The sequence below is a fragment of the Billgrantia pellis genome (genome assembly GCF_008297955.1).
Classification (GTDB): domain Bacteria; phylum Pseudomonadota; class Gammaproteobacteria; order Pseudomonadales; family Halomonadaceae; genus Halomonas; species Halomonas pellis.
This window is the reverse complement of record NZ_VTPY01000004.1, coordinates 260,746-278,346: the sequence shown is the minus strand read 5'-3', so window position 1 is coordinate 278,346 and position 17,601 is coordinate 260,746. Positions and strand designations below refer to the sequence as shown.

Below are 17,601 nucleotides of genomic sequence, written 5' to 3'. Positions count from 1 at the left end.
GCACGCCGTTGACGTTTGCCATTGTCGAGTAACGCTAAGGGAGGCAAGTACTCATGGAAGCGGAAAACAGAGTCAGGACGGAGAGCGCTTCGCTCGGCTCGCTGTTCACCGATTTAGCGCGTGAAGTGACGGCATTGGTACGCAAGGAATCCGAGCTGGCCAAGGTCGAAATGAGCGAAAAGACTTCCCAGATAATGGGAGCCATAGCCTCGATCGCGATGGCTGGGGCGGTGCTATTGAGCGGTTTTCTCGTACTCCTCGCCGCGGCGGTTTTTGGCCTTAATACCGTGCTTCCGCCGGAAATGACCCCATGGCTCTCCGCCCTGATCGTGGGCGGCGTAGTTGTCGTGATCGGTCTGATCATGCTGCAGGCGGGACGCAAGAAGCTAAAGAAGGAGAGCCTGATGCCGACGCGCACCATGGCCAGCCTGCGTCGTGACAAAGCTTTGACCCAGGAGCATGAAGAGGCGGTCAAGGAGGAGCTCAAATGAGCCAGCAGGATGGCCGGCGCACATCGGACGAGATCGAGCATGAAATTCATCAGACGCGGGCGCGTCTGGATGAGACCCTTCACGAAATCGAAGAGAGATTCTCTCCCCAAAAGCTTATGAACACGACCTACGATTATCTCCGCCACGGCGGAGCCGAAGACGTTGTCTCCTCGATCGGTCGGACGATTCGAGAGAACCCGCTACCCGTCATGGTGACCGGGATCGGTCTGGGCTGGCTGCTGCTGGCTCAGCGTCGATCGCACCATTCACCTGAGGATCATGACCGCTACGCGGGCGGCTATCCCGGCTCCACGATGCCGGCCACACGCATGCCCGACGGCGGCGATTTGCCGGGCAGCACGGTTAGCGGTGCCGGGACCACCACCATGGGGCACGATCCTGCTTCGCTGGGGGCTACGCCGCAGCATGGCTCGGATGAACACGGCCATGGCGGCATGACGCAGAAAGCGCAGCAGATGGCCGGCAGCGTGAAGGAGCGCGCCCAGCACATGGGCAGCCAAGTGCGAGACCGTGCTCAGCATATGAGCGACCAGATGCGCGAGCGCGCTCAGCACATGGGTGACCGGATGCGCTCCCATCAAGGTGGGCAATCCATGACCCATCGCGCGCGCGATGCAGGCTCGCAGGCCAGTCACTTCGTACAGGACCATCCGCTCGTGGCCGGTGCCCTGGGGGTCGCGATGGGGGCCGTGCTCGGCAGCCTGTTCTCTCCGACTCGTACCGAGAACCGGTATCTGGGCGAGATACGCGACCGAGCCATGGAGCGCGCCGAAGAAGCCGGCCACGAGCAGGCCGAAAGGGCGCAGGAAAAGCTGCATGAAACCGTGGACCGGGTGAGAGAGGATATCCGGGAATACGGTTCCCAAGCCTCTGGCCAGTCGCAAGGCGCCTCGGAGAGGACGAGCCACTCCTCCAACGCATCTCGCTATGTGGAGAACCCCTCTAGCGAAGAGCGCTATGCCAAGGCCGGCTCGACCGCCTCAGGAACTCATGCGGGTACCGGCCGCGAGTCGGCGGCGAAAAAAGGCGGGACCGGCGCCAGCGGTACCCCCGGCTCCAGCGGACCAGGCTCCAGCGGACCAGGCTCCAGTGGTCCAGGTTCCAGCACTCTTGGTTCCAGCACCTCGGGTTCCAGTACCTCGGGTTCCAGTACCTCGGGTTCCAGTACTTCTGGCTCCACGACCCCGGGATCCGGGGCGCCGGGTACCACGGGTTCGAAGCCCGGCGGCAGCGGCTCCACACCGCCCCGCAGGACGTGAGAGGCGTAGCGGATAGCGGATAGGCATGACCGCGCCGCACCGTGCCTGAAGGCCGGTGCGGCGCGCTGCGTCAGGCCGCGACTTCGGCGTTATGGTAGACGTTTTGCACGTCGTCCAGGTCGTTGAGGGCATCGAGCAGCTTCTCGAACATGGCGATGTCGTCGCCTTCGATCGGGGTGGTGGTCTGCGGCACGAACTGGATCTCGTCGACCTCGAACTCGATCTCGCCGAAGGCGTCAATCAACGCCTGCTTGGTCTTGGCGTACTCGGTATGCGGGGCGAAGACGGTGATGCGGCCCTCTTCGTTCTCGATGTCGGTCACGTCGACATCGGCCTCCATCAGCGCTTCGAGCGTGGCCTCCTCGTCGCTGCCGACGAAGGCGAGAATGGCGCAGTGGTCGAACATGTGGCTGACGCTACCCGGCGTGCCGAGCTTGCTCTTGGCCTTGTTGAAACAGGCGCGCACGTCGCCGAAGGTGCGGTTTGGATTGTCGGTCAGGCAATCGACGATAACCAGGCAGTTGCCGGGGCCGAAGCCCTCGTAGCGAGCTGGCGAGTAGTCTTCGCCGCCCACCCCGCTGGCCTTGTCCAGCGCCTTTTCGATCACGTGGCTGGGCACCTGGTCCTTCTTCGCACGCTCCATCAGCCCGCGCAGCGCCAGGTTGCCATTGGGGTCGGTGCCGCCTTGCTTGGCGCAGACATAGATCTCGCGACCGTACTTGCTGTACACCTTGGTCTTGGCGGCGGCCGTCTTGGCCATGGATTCCTTGCGGTTTTGAAAGGCCCTGCCCATATCGTTGTCCTGTTGCAGCGGATACGAGGCCGGATTCTACGAAACCGGCATGGCTCGGAACAGCCTTATTTCGTCTCCGCAACGATGGCATGACGAAAGTCATGGCTACACTGCCAGGAGACAACCGCCACCCCCGGAGACCTCTCGATGGATCATCATCGCTATCGCCACCTTCTCGCCGAGCAGCTCGAGTCCGCCGAGCTGGCCTTTCCCGCCAGCGAATTCGATACCCGCCTGAGCCAAGTGCGCCATGCCATGCGCGAGGCCGGCCTGGATGCCCTGCTGCTGACCGACCCCGCCGATATCTACTATCTAACCGGCTACAACACCTTCGAGGTATCGGTACACATCTGCCTGGTATGCTCGAACGAGCGGCTAGTGCTACAGGTCCCCTCCATCGAGACCGGGCCGGCGGTGGTGACCGCCCGGGTGGATGAAACGCTGGGCTATCGCTGGGAGGGCATCGGTGAGGTGATCGAGCCGCTGGTCGAGACGCTCGCGCCTTTTCGCGCCATCGGCCTCGATCTGTACGGCGCAGGGCTGCGTCATGGCGTGCTGCGCGAGCTGCAGGCGCGTCTGGGCGCAGAGCGCTTTCGCGACGATGGCGGTGACCTCGTCGATCGCATCCGTATCGTCAAGAGTCAGGCGGAGCTGGCCTGCCTGCGCGAGAGTGCCAGGATCACCTCGCTGGGGCTCGATGCGGCCATTCGCGTCCTGGCCGCGGGCATGACCGATGGCGACGTGGCGGCGGAGGGAGCCCGCGCCATGCTGGCGAACGGCAGCGAGTTCATGAGCATGCAGCCCATTGTCACCGCCGGGCGACGTAGCAGCGTGATCCACATGAATCACCAGCGTCACCGGATCGGCCCGGACGAGCCGGTCTTCCTGGAATTCGGCGCTGCCTATCGCCGCTACACCGCGCCGATGATGCGTACCGCGGTGGCGGGGTGGGCCAGCGCCGAGATGCAGGCGCTTCGTGACGTTTGCCGAAACGTCTACGACGCCTTGATCGACGCCATGCGCCCCGGTCGCAGCTTCGACGATGCCGCCCGTGCCGCCGAGAACGCGCTGGCGCCCGAGGCCGGGCGGGTGTTCTTCTCCGGCGTATTTGGTTATGCCGTGGGGGCGCAGTTCCCGCCGAGCTGGGTCGAAGGCAGCGGCTATATCGCCCGCGGGCAGCCGCGTGAGTTCGAAACCGATATGGTGTTTCATCTGCCGCTATGCCTGCGCCTTCCGGGGCAGTGGGGGGTCGGCTTGAGTGATACCGTACGGGTCACGCCAGGCGGCGGCGAGGCGTTGACCGAAAACGACTGGCAGCTTCGCCAATGCCATGCGCCCTGAGCCAGCTGGACGGCAATCACTATACTGAAGAAGCCATAGGGATATCCCGCACGGTCGGGATGATTGTCGTATCGCTAACGGCCATTCAATGGAAGGAGGGTGTCATGACTCAGACCGTAACGGCGACGTACCACGACCTCATGAAGGCGACCAATGCCTACGACGAGCTGATCTCCAAGGGCTATCCGCGCGAGAAGCTCCACTTCGATAAGGAGGCCAACCAGATCAAGGTGATCGTGTCGGATGATTCGAAGCCCGAAGCGGAAAAGATCCTGAGCCGCCACCAGCCCGACGACCTGTGGGCCCGCCCCTACGAGACGCAATGACCCGAGAGGCCGCATGCCGGGCGCTGACGCCATGCCGGGTCTCGGCGATGTCCGAATAGAGCCGAAAGAGCGGTTCGAACGAAGCCTAGCGCATGGCCTGGTCGTCCAGCGCCTTGGCGCGCCGGTGGGCCTCGCGATCGCTGACCCGGGCCCAGTAATCGGTGAAGGCGGGGCAGGGTTCCAGGCTACCGTATTGCAATCCCCAGCCGATATGCGAGCCCAGGTAGACGTCGGCCGCCGTGAAATGGGGGCCGGCAATGTACTCATGCTCGCTCACTGCCTGTTCCAACGTTTCCAGCACCGCCTCGATGGTGCCGTAGCCGACCCGACCCTGCTGTTCGATATTGGGTTCCATGCCGAGGTCCCGGTCTGTCACGGCGGCCTCGAGCGGGCCGGCGGCGAAGAATAGCCAGCGATAGTAAGTGCCGCGTTCGGCCAGTGGTGGGGCAAGGCCGGCGTCGGGGAAAGCATCGGCCAGGTAGGCGCAGATCGCGGCGCACTCGGTCACCACCGTGCCGCCATGGCAGAGGACCGGCACCTTGCCCATGGGATTGAGTGCCAGAAACGGCAGTGATTTCATCTCCGAACCGAAGGCGACGCGTTCGGCACGATAAGGAGCGCCCACCTCCTCCAGCATCCAACGGGCAACGCGCCCGCGGGACATGGGGTGGGTATAGAGCACGAGCGGATCATTCATTGCGGTTCTCCAGGACTCATCTCAAGATAGCAGTTCGTGGTCTTCTCTCCCCCCGAGCCGCTTAAACGTTGCGCCCGCGCTCGTTCGCGTCTGTCGAACACCCCTTCCCCGAAACGATAGGAGAAGACAGCGCATCAATCGGGATCCAGCAGCCGAGGACCGCTGCCCTCTTCGGCCAGCTCGTCCGCCGGGTTGCGCAGCGGGCACTCCTCCATCGACAGGCAGCCGCAACCGATGCAATGGTCGAGTTGGTCGCGCAACTGCGTGAGACGGTCGATACGCTCATTCAGTGCATGTCGCCAGCTGGCCGAGAGGCGCCGCCAGTCGGCGGCCGTCGGCGCGTGGGAGTCGGGCAGGGTTTCGAAGGCACGGCGTATCTCGGCCAGACGGATACCGGTGCGCTGGGCGACCTTGATAATCGCCACCCGGCGCAGCACGTCCCGGGAAAAGCGGCGTTGATTGCCGGCATTGCGGCGACTCTTGATCAGTCCCTTGGCCTCGTAGAAGTGAATGGCCGATACTGCCAGGCCACTGCGACTGGCGACCTCGCCGACACTGAGTTCGCGCTGGAGAGGGGCCGACATCTTGCGCCTCCCTGAAGACTGGGAAGAGGAGGTGACTAACGTATCGTCGGTTGTCTGACAAGCCATCAGGGAGATCTCCAAGGTGAACTTTGTCACGCATAATTCATAGATAACGCGCTTGACCTCGACTTAACTTGAGGTCTTAGCCTTCCCTCATCGACCGCTCGAAGGATGGTAACTGCTCGAAAGTTATCGCCATGACGATGGTAACCGACGAGGCTGGGTAACGGCATCGGCCATGGCAAGTTCGCCAAACGCCAAGAGTGGTTTTTTCCGATGTTTTATCGATGGAGTTGTCATGTTCCGCTATTTCGAAACGTTGGTGAATCCCTACCCTTCGGGGCTGACCGGGACACCGCCGCGAGGGCTCGCCGCTTTCGTTCTGCATTTCTCGCGACCGTTGTTGCCGCTGCTGGCGTTACTGGCATTGCTGACGGCGCTGGTCTCGGCCGCCGAAGTGGCGTTCTTCAGCTACATGGGCGATCTAGTGGATTGGCTCTCGGATGCCGAGCGCGAGGGATTTTTCGCCGAGTACGGCTGGCGCTTGGTCGGCATGGCGGCGTTGGTGGCGATCGGCCTGCCGTTGCTGACCCTGCTGCAGTCACTGGTCATGCACCAGGGCATCTTCGGCAACTATCCCATGCTAGGCCGATGGCTGGCGCATCGCCACATGCTCAGCCAGAGCCTGGCCTTCTACCAGGACGAGTTCGCCGGGCGCGTCTCGCAGAAAGTGATGCAGACCGCCCTGGCGATTCGCGAGACGGTCACCAAGCTGCTGGACCTGATGGTTTACGTGCTGGTCTATTTCGCCGGCGCCATGCTGTTGATGGGCCAGGCCGAGCCCTGGCTGATGCTGCCGCTGGTGATATGGCTGGCCGGCTACGTGGCCATACTGTGGTATTTCGTGCCGCGGTTGCGGCGGGTCTCCATGGAGCAGGCCGATGCTCGTGCGGTCATGACCGGGCGCATCGTCGACAGCTACAGCAACATCCAGACCATCAAGCTGTTTGCCGATACCCGGCGTGAACAGGCCTATGCCCGCGAGGCCATGGAACAGTTCATGGTCACCGTGCACCGCCAGATGCGCCTGGCTACCGGGCTCACCGTAAGTCTGACCCTGCTCAATTCATTACTGCTGGCGGGCGTGGCAGCGGTGGCTATCGGCGCCTGGTACCTGGAGGCCGTGTCGCTCGGCATCATTGCCGTCGCCATTGCCTTGGTGATGCGCATTCGTTTCATGTCCAACTGGATCCTGTGGGAAGTGGCCGCCTTGTTCGAGAACATCGGCACGGTGCAGGACGGGATCAATACCATCGCTCGCGAGCCGGAGGTCAAGGACGCGCCTGGCGCCACCGAACTCACGGTTCCCCGCGGCGAGATTCGCTTCGAAGCACTGCGCTTCGGCTACGCCCGTCCGGACGGTGAGATGAACCGGGTGTTCGATGGGCTTACGCTGAGCATCGCTCCGGGAGAGAAGGTCGGGCTGATCGGCCGTTCGGGAGCCGGCAAGTCGACCCTGGCCAACCTGCTGCTGCGCTTTTACGACCTCGAAGGCGGACGCATCCTGATCGATGGCCAGGACATCTCCCGGGTCACCCAGGAGTCGCTGCGACAGAAGATCGGCATGGTCACCCAGGACACCTCGCTGTTGCATCGCTCGGTGCGTGACAATATCCGCTACGGTAGCCCCGAGGCCAGCGAAGAGGAGATAGGGAAGGCGGTACGCCGCGCCCATGCCGACACCTTCATCGACGAATTGGTGGATCTCGAAGGTCGCCGAGGGCTGGATGCCCACGTCGGCGAGCGCGGCGTCAAGCTCTCCGGCGGCCAGCGCCAGCGTATCGCCATCGCTCGGGTGCTGCTCAAGAACGCGCCGATCCTGGTGCTCGACGAGGCCACCTCGGCGCTCGACTCCGAGGTCGAGGCGGCGATCCAGGAGCAGCTCTACACCCTGATGGAGGGCAAGACGGTCATCGCCATTGCCCATCGTCTGTCGACCATCGCCATGCTCGATCGCCTGGTGGTGATCGACGAGGGACGCATCGTCGAGAGCGGCACCCACCGTGAGCTGCTCGCCCAGGATGGGCTGTATGCCTCGCTGTGGCGTCGGCAGTCCGGTGGCTTCCTGGGGCTGGATCTCGACGAGGATGCCGAGCGCAGCGACAGGATTCTGGGCGTGGAGTCGTGAGCCATGATTCACCCGGCTCAAGCCGTCTCGTCGACGGCCTCGGCCGGGGTGCCGGTATAAGTCGGGGGCTGCCAAGGCTCGGGCGCCGACAGGCTCTCGATCCGCATGCTCTCGACGACGAAATCGACGAAGGTGCGCACCTTGGGCGAGACCAGGCTGCCGCCGGGAAAGACGGCATTCATTTCGACCACGGGGCCTTCCCAGCCTTCCAGGATACGCCGTGGCCGCGTGGCTTCCGCACCGAGACAGACGACGAACTCGTTGGCGAGCATGATGCCTTGCCCGTCTTCGAGCATGCCGCGCAGGGCGAAGGGATCGTTGGCAATGGCTACCGGATCGACTTCCACCTCGACGGTTTCCTGGCTCGCGCTATGGCTCAACTGCCAGACGTAGCGTTGGCCACGTTGATCCATGGCCTTGGCCAGCACCGGGTGTGAGGCCAGGTCCGATGGCGTTCGAGGTACGCCGTGTCGGGCGAGGTAGGTCTCGCTGGCATAGACGAACGAGCGGAAGCGGGCCAGGGGGCGTGCCACCAGGCTGGAGTCCGGCAGCGGGCCGACCCGCAGTGCCACGTCGATCTGGTTGGCCACCAGGTCGAGGCGCTCGTTGGAGAGCACCAGTTCGATGCGCACCTGGGGGTGCAGCTGGCGAAAATCCCGTATCAGTACCGAGGTGAATTCGGTGCACAGGGTGAAGGGAGCTGTGACCCTGAGCCAGCCACGCGGGCTCTCCTCGAGGTGGTGTACGGCCTTTTCCGCCTCGCTCAGGTCGCGGGAGATGCGGTTGCAGTAGTCGAAGTAGATGGCGCCGGCCTCGGTCAGGCTCAGGTTGCGAGTGGTGCGGTGGAGCAACCGGGCACCCAGGCGCCGCTCCAGATCCTGCACCTTGCGGCTGACCGTCGTCTTGCCGAGACGAAGTTGCTTGGCGGCGGCGCTGAAGCTGCCTTGTTCCACGACCTTGGCGAAGATCAGGGCGTCGTTGAGATCCTGCAGCATGGTTATTTGTCCTGTGGCCGTGCATGCAATGTCAGGGGAAACACTGCGCCAAGGGAAATATTGCGAGATGAAGACGAGCAGGCTGCACGGTGACTGTCCCGCCAACGGGACAGTATTTCCCTGTCGGCCTGACTAATCAAGTGTTCGACAAGGTAATAAAGTGGCATACGGCAAAGTTTGCTGATGTCGAATCACAACGCCAATAAACGACATAAACAAAGTCGAGCAAGAACTAAGTCCATCTAGGACTAAGTCAATTAAAGAATTTGCCTGCCGGATGCAACCGACACTGCAAACTGCTACTTGGTACTGGGAGAAGGAAACAATGAACGTCCACAAGATGTTCGTGAATCAAGGGAGTCGGCGAATCCTCATGGTCACCGCCATGGTCGCCGGGCTCATCGTTCTGACGGGTTGCGACAGTCTGGCGGATGGGAGTCAGGAGGAAGGGGCTCAGCAGGGCCCGCCTCCGCCCCAGGTCAGCGTCGCTCAGGTACTGGTCGAGGACGTCGAGCTGTGGGATGCGTTTACCGGTCGCATCGAGGCGGTGGAGACGGTGGATCTGCGTCCTCGCGTGTCGGGCTACATCGATAGCATTCACTACATCGAAGGCCAGGAGGTGGAGAAAGGCGACGTACTATTCACCATCGATCCGCGCCCTTATCGCGCCGAGCTGGAGCGCGCCGAAGCCGAGCTTCAGCGGGCCCAGGCCCGAGCCGAGCTGGCCCGCAGCGAAGCCGCCAGGGCCGAGGCGTTGGCCCAGAGCCGCTCCATCTCCCGCGAGGAGCTGGATCAGCGACGGGCAGCGGCGGCCACGGCCGAGGCCGACATCCTCGCCGCTCGCGCCAGTGCCGAGACGGCCCGGCTCAACATGGAATTTACCGAGGTGCGGGCACCGATTGCCGGTCGCACCGGCCGAGCGCTGGTCACGCCGGGCAATTTGGTGTCTGAAGCTACCCCGCTGACCCGAATCGTTGCCCTGGATCAGGTCCATGTGCATTTCCACAGCGACGAACAGGCCTACCTGCACTACGACGCCATGGCCCGTAGCGGTGAGCGTTCCAGCTTCCGTCAGGGGGGTATCCCGGTGCGCGTGGGGCTGGCGACCGACGATGGCTTTCCCTACCGCGGCGAAGTCGACTTCGTCGACAACCGGCTGGATGCCGAAGCCGGCACCATCCTGACCCGCGCCGTGCTCGACAACAGCGAAGGACGCTTCGCTCCTGGCATGTACGCCCGCGTGCAGCTACTTGCGGGGCAAGCCGAGGGCTCCCTGCTGATCGACGACAAGGCGGTGCTCACCGACCAGGACCGTAAGTATGTCTACGTGATCGACGAGGAGGGGCGCGCCATGCGTCGCGACGTGCAGCTGGGGCGCATGGCCGGAGGGCTGCGTGTCGTTGCCGACGGCCTCGAACCTGGCGATCAGGTGGTCGTGAATGGCGCCCAGCGGATCTTTTTTCCCGGCATGCCGGTGGTGGCGGAAAGCGTCGACATGCGTGGCCAGGCCGGGGGAGGCAACGCGCTGGCCGCCAGGCGCTGACCGCGCCCTGCGCCTCTGCCCGGTGTGACATAACAAACGTCATAAACCCCTGAACGACATCTTCGGCGCGGACGTAACCGTCCGCGCCGGGAGGGAGTCTTGTCATGGATTTCGCCAAGTTCTTCGTCGACCGGCCGATCTTCGCCGCGGTGCTGTCGATTCTGATTTTTATCGCCGGGGCGATCACCATCCCGTTGCTCCCGGTCAGTGAATACCCCGATGTGGTGCCGCCCACCGTGCAGGTGCGTGCGGTCTACCCCGGCGCCAACCCCAAGGAAATCGCCGAGACGGTGGCCACGCCACTGGAGGAAGCGATCACCGGGGTCGAGAATCTGATGTACATGAAGTCGGTGGCCGGCTCCGATGGCGTGCTGGCGATGACGCTGACCTTCCGCCCGGGTGCCGACCCGGACGAGGCCCAGGTCCAGGTGCAGAACCGGGTCAGCCAGGCGCTGGCCCGGCTGCCCGAGGCGGTACGCCGCCAGGGTGTGACCACCGACAAGCAATCCCCCGACCTGACCATGGTGCCGCAGCTGATCTCGCCCGATGGGCGATATGACAGTACCTATCTGCGCAACTACGCGGCGTTGCACGTGCGCGACGAACTGGCGCGCCTGCCCGGGGTGGGGCAGGCAATGTTGTTCGGCGCCGGCGACTACGCCATGCGCGTCTGGATCGATCCCGATCGTGCCGCTGCCCTTGGACTTACTGCGGGCGACATCATCGCTGCGATCCGCGAGCAGAACGTGCAGGTTTCGGCGGGACAGCTCGGCGCGCCGCCAACGCCCACGACCTCCGACTTCCTGATCTCGATTAACGCCCAGGGACGGCTGACCACCGAGGAGGAGTTTGGTGACATCGTGGTCAAAACCGGCACCGATGGCCAGGTGACCTATCTCTCCGACGTGGCGCGCATTGAACTCGGTGCCGCCGAATACTCGCTGCGCTCGCTGCTCGACAACCAGCAGGCGGTGGCCATCGGTATCTTTCAGGCGCCGGGCTCCAACGCCATCGCGCTGTCGGATGCGGTGCGCGATACGATGGACGAGCTGGCCGAGCGTTTCCCCGACGGGGTGGAGTACGAAATCGTCTATGACCCCACCGTATTCGTGCGCGACTCGATCAAGTCGGTGATCAAGACCTTGCTCGAAGCGGTGCTGCTGGTGGTGCTGGTGGTCACGCTGTTCCTGCAGACCTGGCGCGCCTCGGTGATCCCGCTGCTGGCGGTGCCGGTATCGATCGTCGGCACCTTCGCCGTGCTCTACTTGCTGGGGTTCTCGATAAATACCCTGACCCTGTTTGGGCTGGTGCTGGCGATCGGTATCGTGGTCGACGATGCCATCGTGGTGGTGGAGAACGTCGAGCGCAACATCGAGGAGGGGCTCGCCCCGCTGGCGGCGGCTCACCAGGCCATGCGCGAGGTGAGCGGACCGATCATCGCCATTTCGGTAGTGCTGTGCGCGGTGTTCGTACCGATGGCCTTCCTCGAAGGCGTCACCGGGCAGTTCTATCGCCAGTTCGCGGTGACCATCGCCATCTCCACGGTGATCTCGGCGATCAACTCGCTGTCGCTCTCGCCGGCGCTGGCGGCATTGCTGCTCAAGCCCCACGATGCGCCGAAGGATCGCCTGTCACGCCTGATCGACTTCCTCTTCGGTTGGCTGTTCCGGCCCTTCAACCGCTTTTTCGGCGCCAGTTCCGAGCGCTACCAGCGCGGCGTGACGCGCAGCCTGCGTCGACGCGGCGTGGTGTTCGCCGTCTACGCGTTGCTGCTGGCGGGCACCGGGATGATGTTCCAGCTGGTGCCGGGCGGCTTCATTCCTACTCAAGACAAAATGTATCTGATCGGCGGCGCCAAGCTGCCCGAGGGCGCCTCGCTCGATCGCACCGAAGCGGTGATTCGGCACATGACCGACCTGGCGCTGGAAACCGACGGCGTGAGTTCGGCGGTGGCCTTTCCCGGGCTCAATCCTCTGCAGTTCACCAATACGCCCAATACCGGCACGGTGTTCTTCGGCCTCGACCCGTTCGAGGAGCGCTCGCGCAGTGCCGACGAGATAGTTGCCGAGCTCAACGGCAAGTTCGGCGGCCTGCAGGAGGCGTTCAGCTTTGCCTTCACCCCACCGGCGATTCTCGGCATCGGGTCGGGCTCGGGCTTCTCGCTGTTCATCCAGGACCGCGCCGGACTGGGCTATGGCGAATTGCAGCAGGCCGTCGATGGCTTCAACGGCGCGCTGATGCAGACACCCGGCATGGGGTACCCGATCACGTCGTACCAGTCCAACGTGCCGCAGCTCGATCTGCATGTCGATCGGGTCAAGGCCAAGACCCAGGGAGTGGCGCTGACCGACCTGTTCGAGACGCTGCAAGTCTATCTGGGCTCGGTCTACGTCAATGACTTCAACCGTTTCGGCCGCACCTGGCAAGTGATGGCCCAGGCCGACGGCGATTACCGCATGGACGTGGAGAACATCGATCGCCTGCGGACTCGCAATGCCTACGGTGAGATGGTGCCGATCGGCAGCATGATCCAAGTCGAGCGGACCTTCGGGCCCGATCCGGTGATTCGCTACAACGGCTATCCGGCCGCCGACGTAATGGGCGAGGCGGACCCGCGAGTGCTGTCGTCGAGCCAGGCGATCGAAGTGGTCGAGCACCTCGCCCCGGCAGTGTTGCCGGCGGGCATGACCTTCGAATGGACCGACCTGAGCTTCCAGCAAGTCAACCAGGGCGGCGCAGCGCTGGTGGTGTTCCCGCTGGCGATCCTGCTGGTGTTCCTGGCCCTGGCCGCGCTCTACGAGAGCTGGACGCTGCCGCTGGCGGTGATCCTGATCGTGCCGATGTGTATGCTCTCGGCGTTGATCGGCGTGAAGCTCACCGGCGGAGACAACAACATCTTCGTCCAGGTGGGCCTGGTGGTGTTGATCGGCCTGGCGTGCAAGAACGCCATCCTGATCGTCGAGTTCGCCCGCGAGCTGGAAATGCAGGGACGCGGCATCGTCGAGGCCGCGCTGGAAGCTTGCCGCCTGCGCCTGCGGCCGATCATCATGACCTCGATCACCTTCACCGCCGCGGTAGTGCCGCTGATGCTGGCCGGAGGCGCCGGTGCCGAGGTGCGCCAGGCGCTAGGCACGGCGGTATTCGCCGGTATGCTCGGCGTGACGCTGTTCGGCCTGTTTCTGACCCCGGTGTTCTATGTCGCCTTACGCAAGCTGGTCACGCGAGGCGGAGAGGAGCCCCGCAGGGAGATGCCGCTGGAGGGACAATACCGTGTTTAACCCGATCATGCGTTATCTGCTGGTCCTGCCGTTGACGCTGTCGCTGGCCGCCTGCGCCGTGGGGCCCGACTACCGGACACCGGAGCCGACGGCGCCCGACAGCCTGGCACGTGCCGAAGCGGGGCTGGTCACGACCGAGGCGGCCGAGCGCGACTTCTGGCGCCGCTTCGATGACCCGATGCTGAACGAACTGGTCGACGCGGCGTTCGATGCCAATCACGATCTGCGCATCGCCCTGGCCAGTCATGACCGCAACCTGGCGCTGCTGCGCCAGGCGCGCCGCGACTTGGCACCCAGTGTCACCGCCCAGGCCGGCGCCGCCCACCAGCGTGCCAGCGCCGACCAGATGCCGGAGGTGACACGCGCCCAGCGCGACGTCGAGAGCTTCGATGCCGGCGTGTCGGCGCTATGGGAACTCGACTTCTTCGGTCGCGTGCGGCGCAACGTGGAGGCCCAGCGGGCGGAGGTGGAAGCCTCGGCCGCCGACCTGCGCGCCATGCAGGTGGTGGTGGTCGGCGAGTTGGTCGATCAGTACGTGCGTCTGCGCGGCTTGCAGGAACAGCGGCGCGTGGCACGGGCCAACGCCGATAACCAGCGCGAGTCGCTGGCGCTGGTCGACGCCCGGCTCGAGGCGGGGCGTGGCACCGAATTCGACAGCGTGCGCGCCCGGGCACAGCTCGAGAGTACCCTGTCGCGTATTCCCTCGCTGGAGGGGGAGATCGCCGCGATCATTCACCGGCTCGCCGTATTGACGGGGCGTGAACCCGCCGCCTTGATCGCTCGGCTGGAGACGCCTGCGCAACTCCCCGCGCTGCACGACCAGGTAGCCGTCGGGCTTCCCGGCGAGCTGCTGCGTCGCCGCCCCGATATCGCCGCGGCGGAACGGCGCCTGCATGCCGCCACCGCGCGCATCGGTGTGGCCACCGCCGACCTCTACCCGCGATTCACCCTGAACGGCCTGCTGGGGACTCAGGCCGCCAGCACCGGTGATCTGTTCGGCCGGGACAGCGAAACGCGGCTGATCGCATTGGGCGTCGACTGGTCGTTCCTCGACAGCGGCCGGGTGAGGGCGCGCATGGCGGCGGCCGACGCCGATGCCGAGGCCAATCTGGCCCGCTATGAGCAGGCGATCCTGCTGGCCTTGGAGGAGACCGAGACGGCGCTCGCCCGTTATGCCCAGGCGCGGCGCGAGCGCGAGCACCTGGAAGCGGCCGCCGAGGCCAGTGCCGAGGCGGCCCGTCAGGCACGGGTGCGTTTCGAGGTGGGGGTGGTCGACTTCCTCGCGGTGATCGACGCCGAGCGTTCACTGCTGGAAGCCGAGGACAGCCTGGCGCGCGGTAACGTTCGCGCCGCCACCGCGCTGGTGGGGCTCTACCGGGCGCTGGCCGGCGGCTGGGAGGCGCGCATCGGGGAAAGCGTGAGCGGAAGCGGCCCGGGGCAGGTCGAAACCACGTAACCGCCCAGGGCAACGCTCGAGCAACGCGAGAGTGACCGACGGGCAGGGGGCCGGTGGATACGGCACCCTGCCCTTTCCTCCCTCAGCGGGATCGGGAACCGTCGTTCCCCCATCCCCCATCCCCCGTCGCTTTCTGCTATTCTGCCTGCCTGATATCCTCGGCTCGTGCCTCTCGGTACCTACCCTCGTATGCTTGCCGCCTCGGCAACCGCACAATCCGCTGCAGGTCCTCTTTGATAGTGTCCGAATTTCCCAACGACGGGGCCTTTGCCTCACTGCCGCTGACGCCAGAGTTGCTGGCCAATCTCGATTCGCTCGGTTATCGCGCCATGACCCCCGTCCAGGCGAGGAGCCTGCCTCTGATACTGGCGGGCCGTGACGTGATCGCCCAGGCAAAGACCGGCTCGGGCAAAACCGCGGCGTTCGGCCTGGGGCTGCTGTCGCGCCTCGTCGTGACGCATTTTCGCGTACAGACGTTGGTGCTCTGCCCGACCCGCGAATTGGCTGACCAAGTGGCGGGGGAGATTCGGCGGCTGGCGCGCACCCTGGCCAACGTCAAGGTCCTGACCCTGTGCGGCGGGGCCCCGTTGGGTCCGCAGCTCGCCTCGCTGGCGCATGGCGCGCATATCGTCGTGGGCACCCCGGGCCGAGTGGAGGAACACCTGCGTAAGGGGACGCTCGATCTCAGTTCTCTCGAGACCCTGGTGCTGGACGAAGCCGACCGCATGCTCGGCATGGGCTTCCAGGCCGCCATGGAGGCGATCGTCGCCGAGACGCCGGTCGACCGTCAGACCCTGCTGTTCAGCGCCACCTTCAGCGACGAGATCCGGCGCATTGCCGGGGGATTGATGCGTGACCCTGCCGAAGTGGCGGTGGTCGAGGCCCATGACGAGACCACCATCCGCCAACGTCTCTACCGGGTGGCGGACGAGTCGGAGCGCTTCTCTGTGCTGTGTCGGTTGCTTTTGCAGTACCAGCCGCGTTCCAGCGTGGTGTTCTGCAACACTCGGCGCGAAACTCAGGAGGTCGCCGATGCCCTTTGCGAGGTTGGCTTCAGCGCCCTGGCACTGCATGGCGACCTGGAACAGCGCGACCGCGACCGCATCCTGGTCCTGTTCGCCAACCACAGCGTTTCCATCCTGGTGGCGACTGACGTGGCGGCTCGCGGTTTGGATATCGAAGCGCTGGATGCGGTGTTCAATTATCAGATTGCCCGTGACCTCGAGGTGCATATACACCGCATCGGGCGTACCGGCCGTGCCGGAAGCTCCGGGATGGCATGCACGCTGGTCACCGAGCGCGAATCCTATCGGCTGGAGCGGTTGGTCGAGTTCCTGGGCGAGCCGCTCGAGGAGGCGCCGCTGCCGCCGCGCGACGTGCTGGCACAAGTGCCCTTCAAGCCGGACATGGCCACGCTGCAGCTCGACGGTGGTAAGAAGCAGAAGGTGCGCCCCGGCGATATCCTTGGCGCCCTGACCGGCGATGGCGGCATCGCCGGCGATCAGGTCGGCAAGATCAAGGTACTGGAGCGCAGCGCCTACGTGGCCGTGCAGCGCGAGGTCGCCAAGGCGGCGCTCGCCCAGCTCGGCACGGGGAAGCTCAAGGGGCGCTCGTTTCGCGCCCGGCGCATTAGCCGCTGATGAGTCGTTGAGACAGAAGAGGGAGACGGTGAAGATACCCAAGCGATTGCAGCCGCTGGTCGATGACGGTCTGATCGAGGCGGTCGAGAGTCAGCTGATGAGCGGCAAGGAGGCGCAGGTCTATGTGGTGCGTTCCCACGGGGAGCGTCGCTGCGCCAAGGTTTTCAAGGAGGCGAAGCAGCGCAGTTTCAAGCAGGCGGTGCAGTACCAGGAGGGGCGCCGCGAACGCAACAGCCGCCGCTCGCGAGCCATGGCCAAGAAGACCCGTTATGGTCAGAAGGAGCAGGAACAGGCCTGGCTCAACGCCGAGGTTGATGCCCTCTACCGGCTGGCTGCCGCGGAGGTGCGGGTGCCGCAGCCCTACGGGTTCATCGACGGTGTGCTGCTGATGGAAATGATCAGCGATGCCGATGGCCTGACGGCCCCGCGCCTGGACGACGTGACCCTGAGCCCCGAGCAGGCCCGCGAGTATTACGACAAGATCGTTCGCGACGTGGTCAAGATGCTGTGTGCGGGCCTGATTCACGGCGATCTTTCCGAGTTCAACGTACTGCTGGCCGCCGACGGCCCGGTGATCATTGACCTGCCTCAGGCGGTGGACGCTGCCGGCAACAACAGCGCCGAGATGATGTTCGAGCGCGACGTGGACAACATGCGCCGCTACTTCGGTCGCTTCGCCCCCGAGCTGTTGACCACCGACTACGGCAAGGAGATCTGGGCGCTTTATGAGTCCGGCGAACTGCATCCCGAGAGCCAGTTGACGGGTTGCTTCGAGCATGACACCAGCACCGTGGATGTGAACGAGCTGATGACCGTGATCGAAGACGTACGCGAGGAAGAAGCCTACCGTCAGGGGGCCCGTCACCGCGGCGATGAACCCGGCGTGGAAGAGGCCGCCGAGGAGTGGCAGGCATCCCAGCGGGAGCGTTGAGCCCGAAGGCTACGCCGTCACCAGGAGGGAAGAGTGTCGTTTTTCCTGCCACACTCTA

At 64.6% G+C, this 17,601-nt stretch carries 14 protein-coding genes; 10 read left to right on the top strand and 4 right to left on the bottom strand.

Going from position 1 to position 17,601, the window contains the following annotated elements; all coding sequences use genetic code 11:
- Window positions 1–53: 53 nt before the first annotated feature.
- Together F0A17_RS11555 and F0A17_RS11550 are read left to right on the top strand one after the other, a co-directional pair.
- Complete coding sequence (locus F0A17_RS11555) at window positions 54–491, top strand: phage holin family protein (protein ID WP_149328490.1); 438 nt, start codon at window positions 54–56, stop codon at window positions 489–491.
- Entirely contained in the window at window positions 488–1,771 is a 1,284-nt protein-coding gene (locus tag F0A17_RS11550) for a DUF3618 domain-containing protein (protein ID WP_149328489.1), read from the top strand. The genes F0A17_RS11555 and F0A17_RS11550 overlap by 4 nt, the downstream gene beginning before the upstream one ends.
- A 70-nt stretch (window positions 1,772–1,841) precedes the next feature.
- Here the strand turns inward: F0A17_RS11550 and F0A17_RS11545 are convergent, their stop codons facing one another.
- On the bottom strand, window positions 1,842–2,564 hold the full coding sequence (locus tag F0A17_RS11545; protein WP_149328488.1) for a YebC/PmpR family DNA-binding transcriptional regulator: 723 nt from the start codon (window positions 2,562–2,564) through the stop codon (window positions 1,842–1,844).
- 147 nt (window positions 2,565–2,711) lie between these two features.
- Here F0A17_RS11545 and F0A17_RS11540 point away from each other — a divergent pair, with 147 nt between their 5' ends.
- Window positions 2,712–3,905: a M24 family metallopeptidase gene (locus F0A17_RS11540; protein WP_149328487.1), complete on the top strand. Its 1,194-nt coding sequence runs from the start codon at window positions 2,712–2,714 to the stop codon at window positions 3,903–3,905.
- Window positions 3,906–4,009: 104 nt separating this feature from the next.
- Window positions 4,010–4,231 carry a hypothetical protein gene (locus tag F0A17_RS11535; RefSeq protein ID WP_149328486.1) on the top strand — a complete coding sequence of 74 codons (222 nt, stop codon included), beginning with the start codon at window positions 4,010–4,012 and terminating at the stop codon, window positions 4,229–4,231.
- An 85-nt stretch (window positions 4,232–4,316) separates the two neighbouring features.
- Here the strand turns inward: F0A17_RS11535 and F0A17_RS11530 are convergent, their stop codons facing one another.
- A complete protein-coding gene (locus tag F0A17_RS11530) occupies window positions 4,317–4,928 on the bottom strand; it encodes a glutathione S-transferase family protein (protein WP_149328485.1) in 612 nt (203 codons plus the stop codon).
- Between the two features lie 134 nt (window positions 4,929–5,062).
- Window positions 5,063–5,512: a redox-sensitive transcriptional activator SoxR gene (gene soxR, locus F0A17_RS11525; RefSeq protein WP_149328484.1), complete on the bottom strand. Its 450-nt coding sequence runs from the start codon at window positions 5,510–5,512 to the stop codon at window positions 5,063–5,065.
- A 298-nt stretch (window positions 5,513–5,810) separates the two neighbouring features.
- Here soxR and F0A17_RS11520 point away from each other — a divergent pair, with 298 nt between their 5' ends.
- Window positions 5,811–7,700, top strand: coding sequence for an ABC transporter ATP-binding protein (locus tag F0A17_RS11520; protein ID WP_149328483.1), 1,890 nt, complete (start codon window positions 5,811–5,813; stop codon window positions 7,698–7,700).
- Window positions 7,701–7,717: 17 nt separating this feature from the next.
- Here the strand turns inward: F0A17_RS11520 and F0A17_RS11515 are convergent, their stop codons facing one another.
- Complete coding sequence (locus tag F0A17_RS11515) at window positions 7,718–8,695, bottom strand: LysR family transcriptional regulator (RefSeq protein WP_149328482.1); 978 nt, start codon at window positions 8,693–8,695, stop codon at window positions 7,718–7,720.
- A gap of 373 nt (window positions 8,696–9,068) precedes the next feature.
- Between F0A17_RS11515 and F0A17_RS11510 the strand changes: the two genes are divergently transcribed.
- From F0A17_RS11510 to F0A17_RS11490, 5 genes are all read left to right on the top strand, one after another.
- Window positions 9,069–10,238, top strand: a complete 1,170-nt coding sequence (locus F0A17_RS11510; RefSeq protein ID WP_422670881.1) for an efflux RND transporter periplasmic adaptor subunit — start codon at window positions 9,069–9,071, stop codon at window positions 10,236–10,238.
- Window positions 10,239–10,342: 104 nt separating this feature from the next.
- A complete protein-coding gene (locus F0A17_RS11505; protein WP_149328480.1) occupies window positions 10,343–13,516 on the top strand; it encodes an efflux RND transporter permease subunit in 3,174 nt (1,057 codons plus the stop codon).
- Entirely contained in the window at window positions 13,509–14,972 is a 1,464-nt protein-coding gene (locus tag F0A17_RS11500) for an efflux transporter outer membrane subunit (RefSeq protein ID WP_228716892.1), read from the top strand. Before F0A17_RS11505 ends, F0A17_RS11500 begins: the two co-directional genes overlap by 8 nt.
- 239 nt (window positions 14,973–15,211) lie before the next feature.
- A complete protein-coding gene (gene dbpA / locus F0A17_RS11495) occupies window positions 15,212–16,612 on the top strand; it encodes an ATP-dependent RNA helicase DbpA (protein ID WP_149328479.1) in 1,401 nt (466 codons plus the stop codon).
- A gap of 28 nt (window positions 16,613–16,640) precedes the next feature.
- Entirely contained in the window at window positions 16,641–17,543 is a 903-nt protein-coding gene (locus tag F0A17_RS11490; protein WP_149328478.1) for a PA4780 family RIO1-like protein kinase, read from the top strand.
- The last annotated feature ends 58 nt before the right edge of the window (window positions 17,544–17,601 follow it).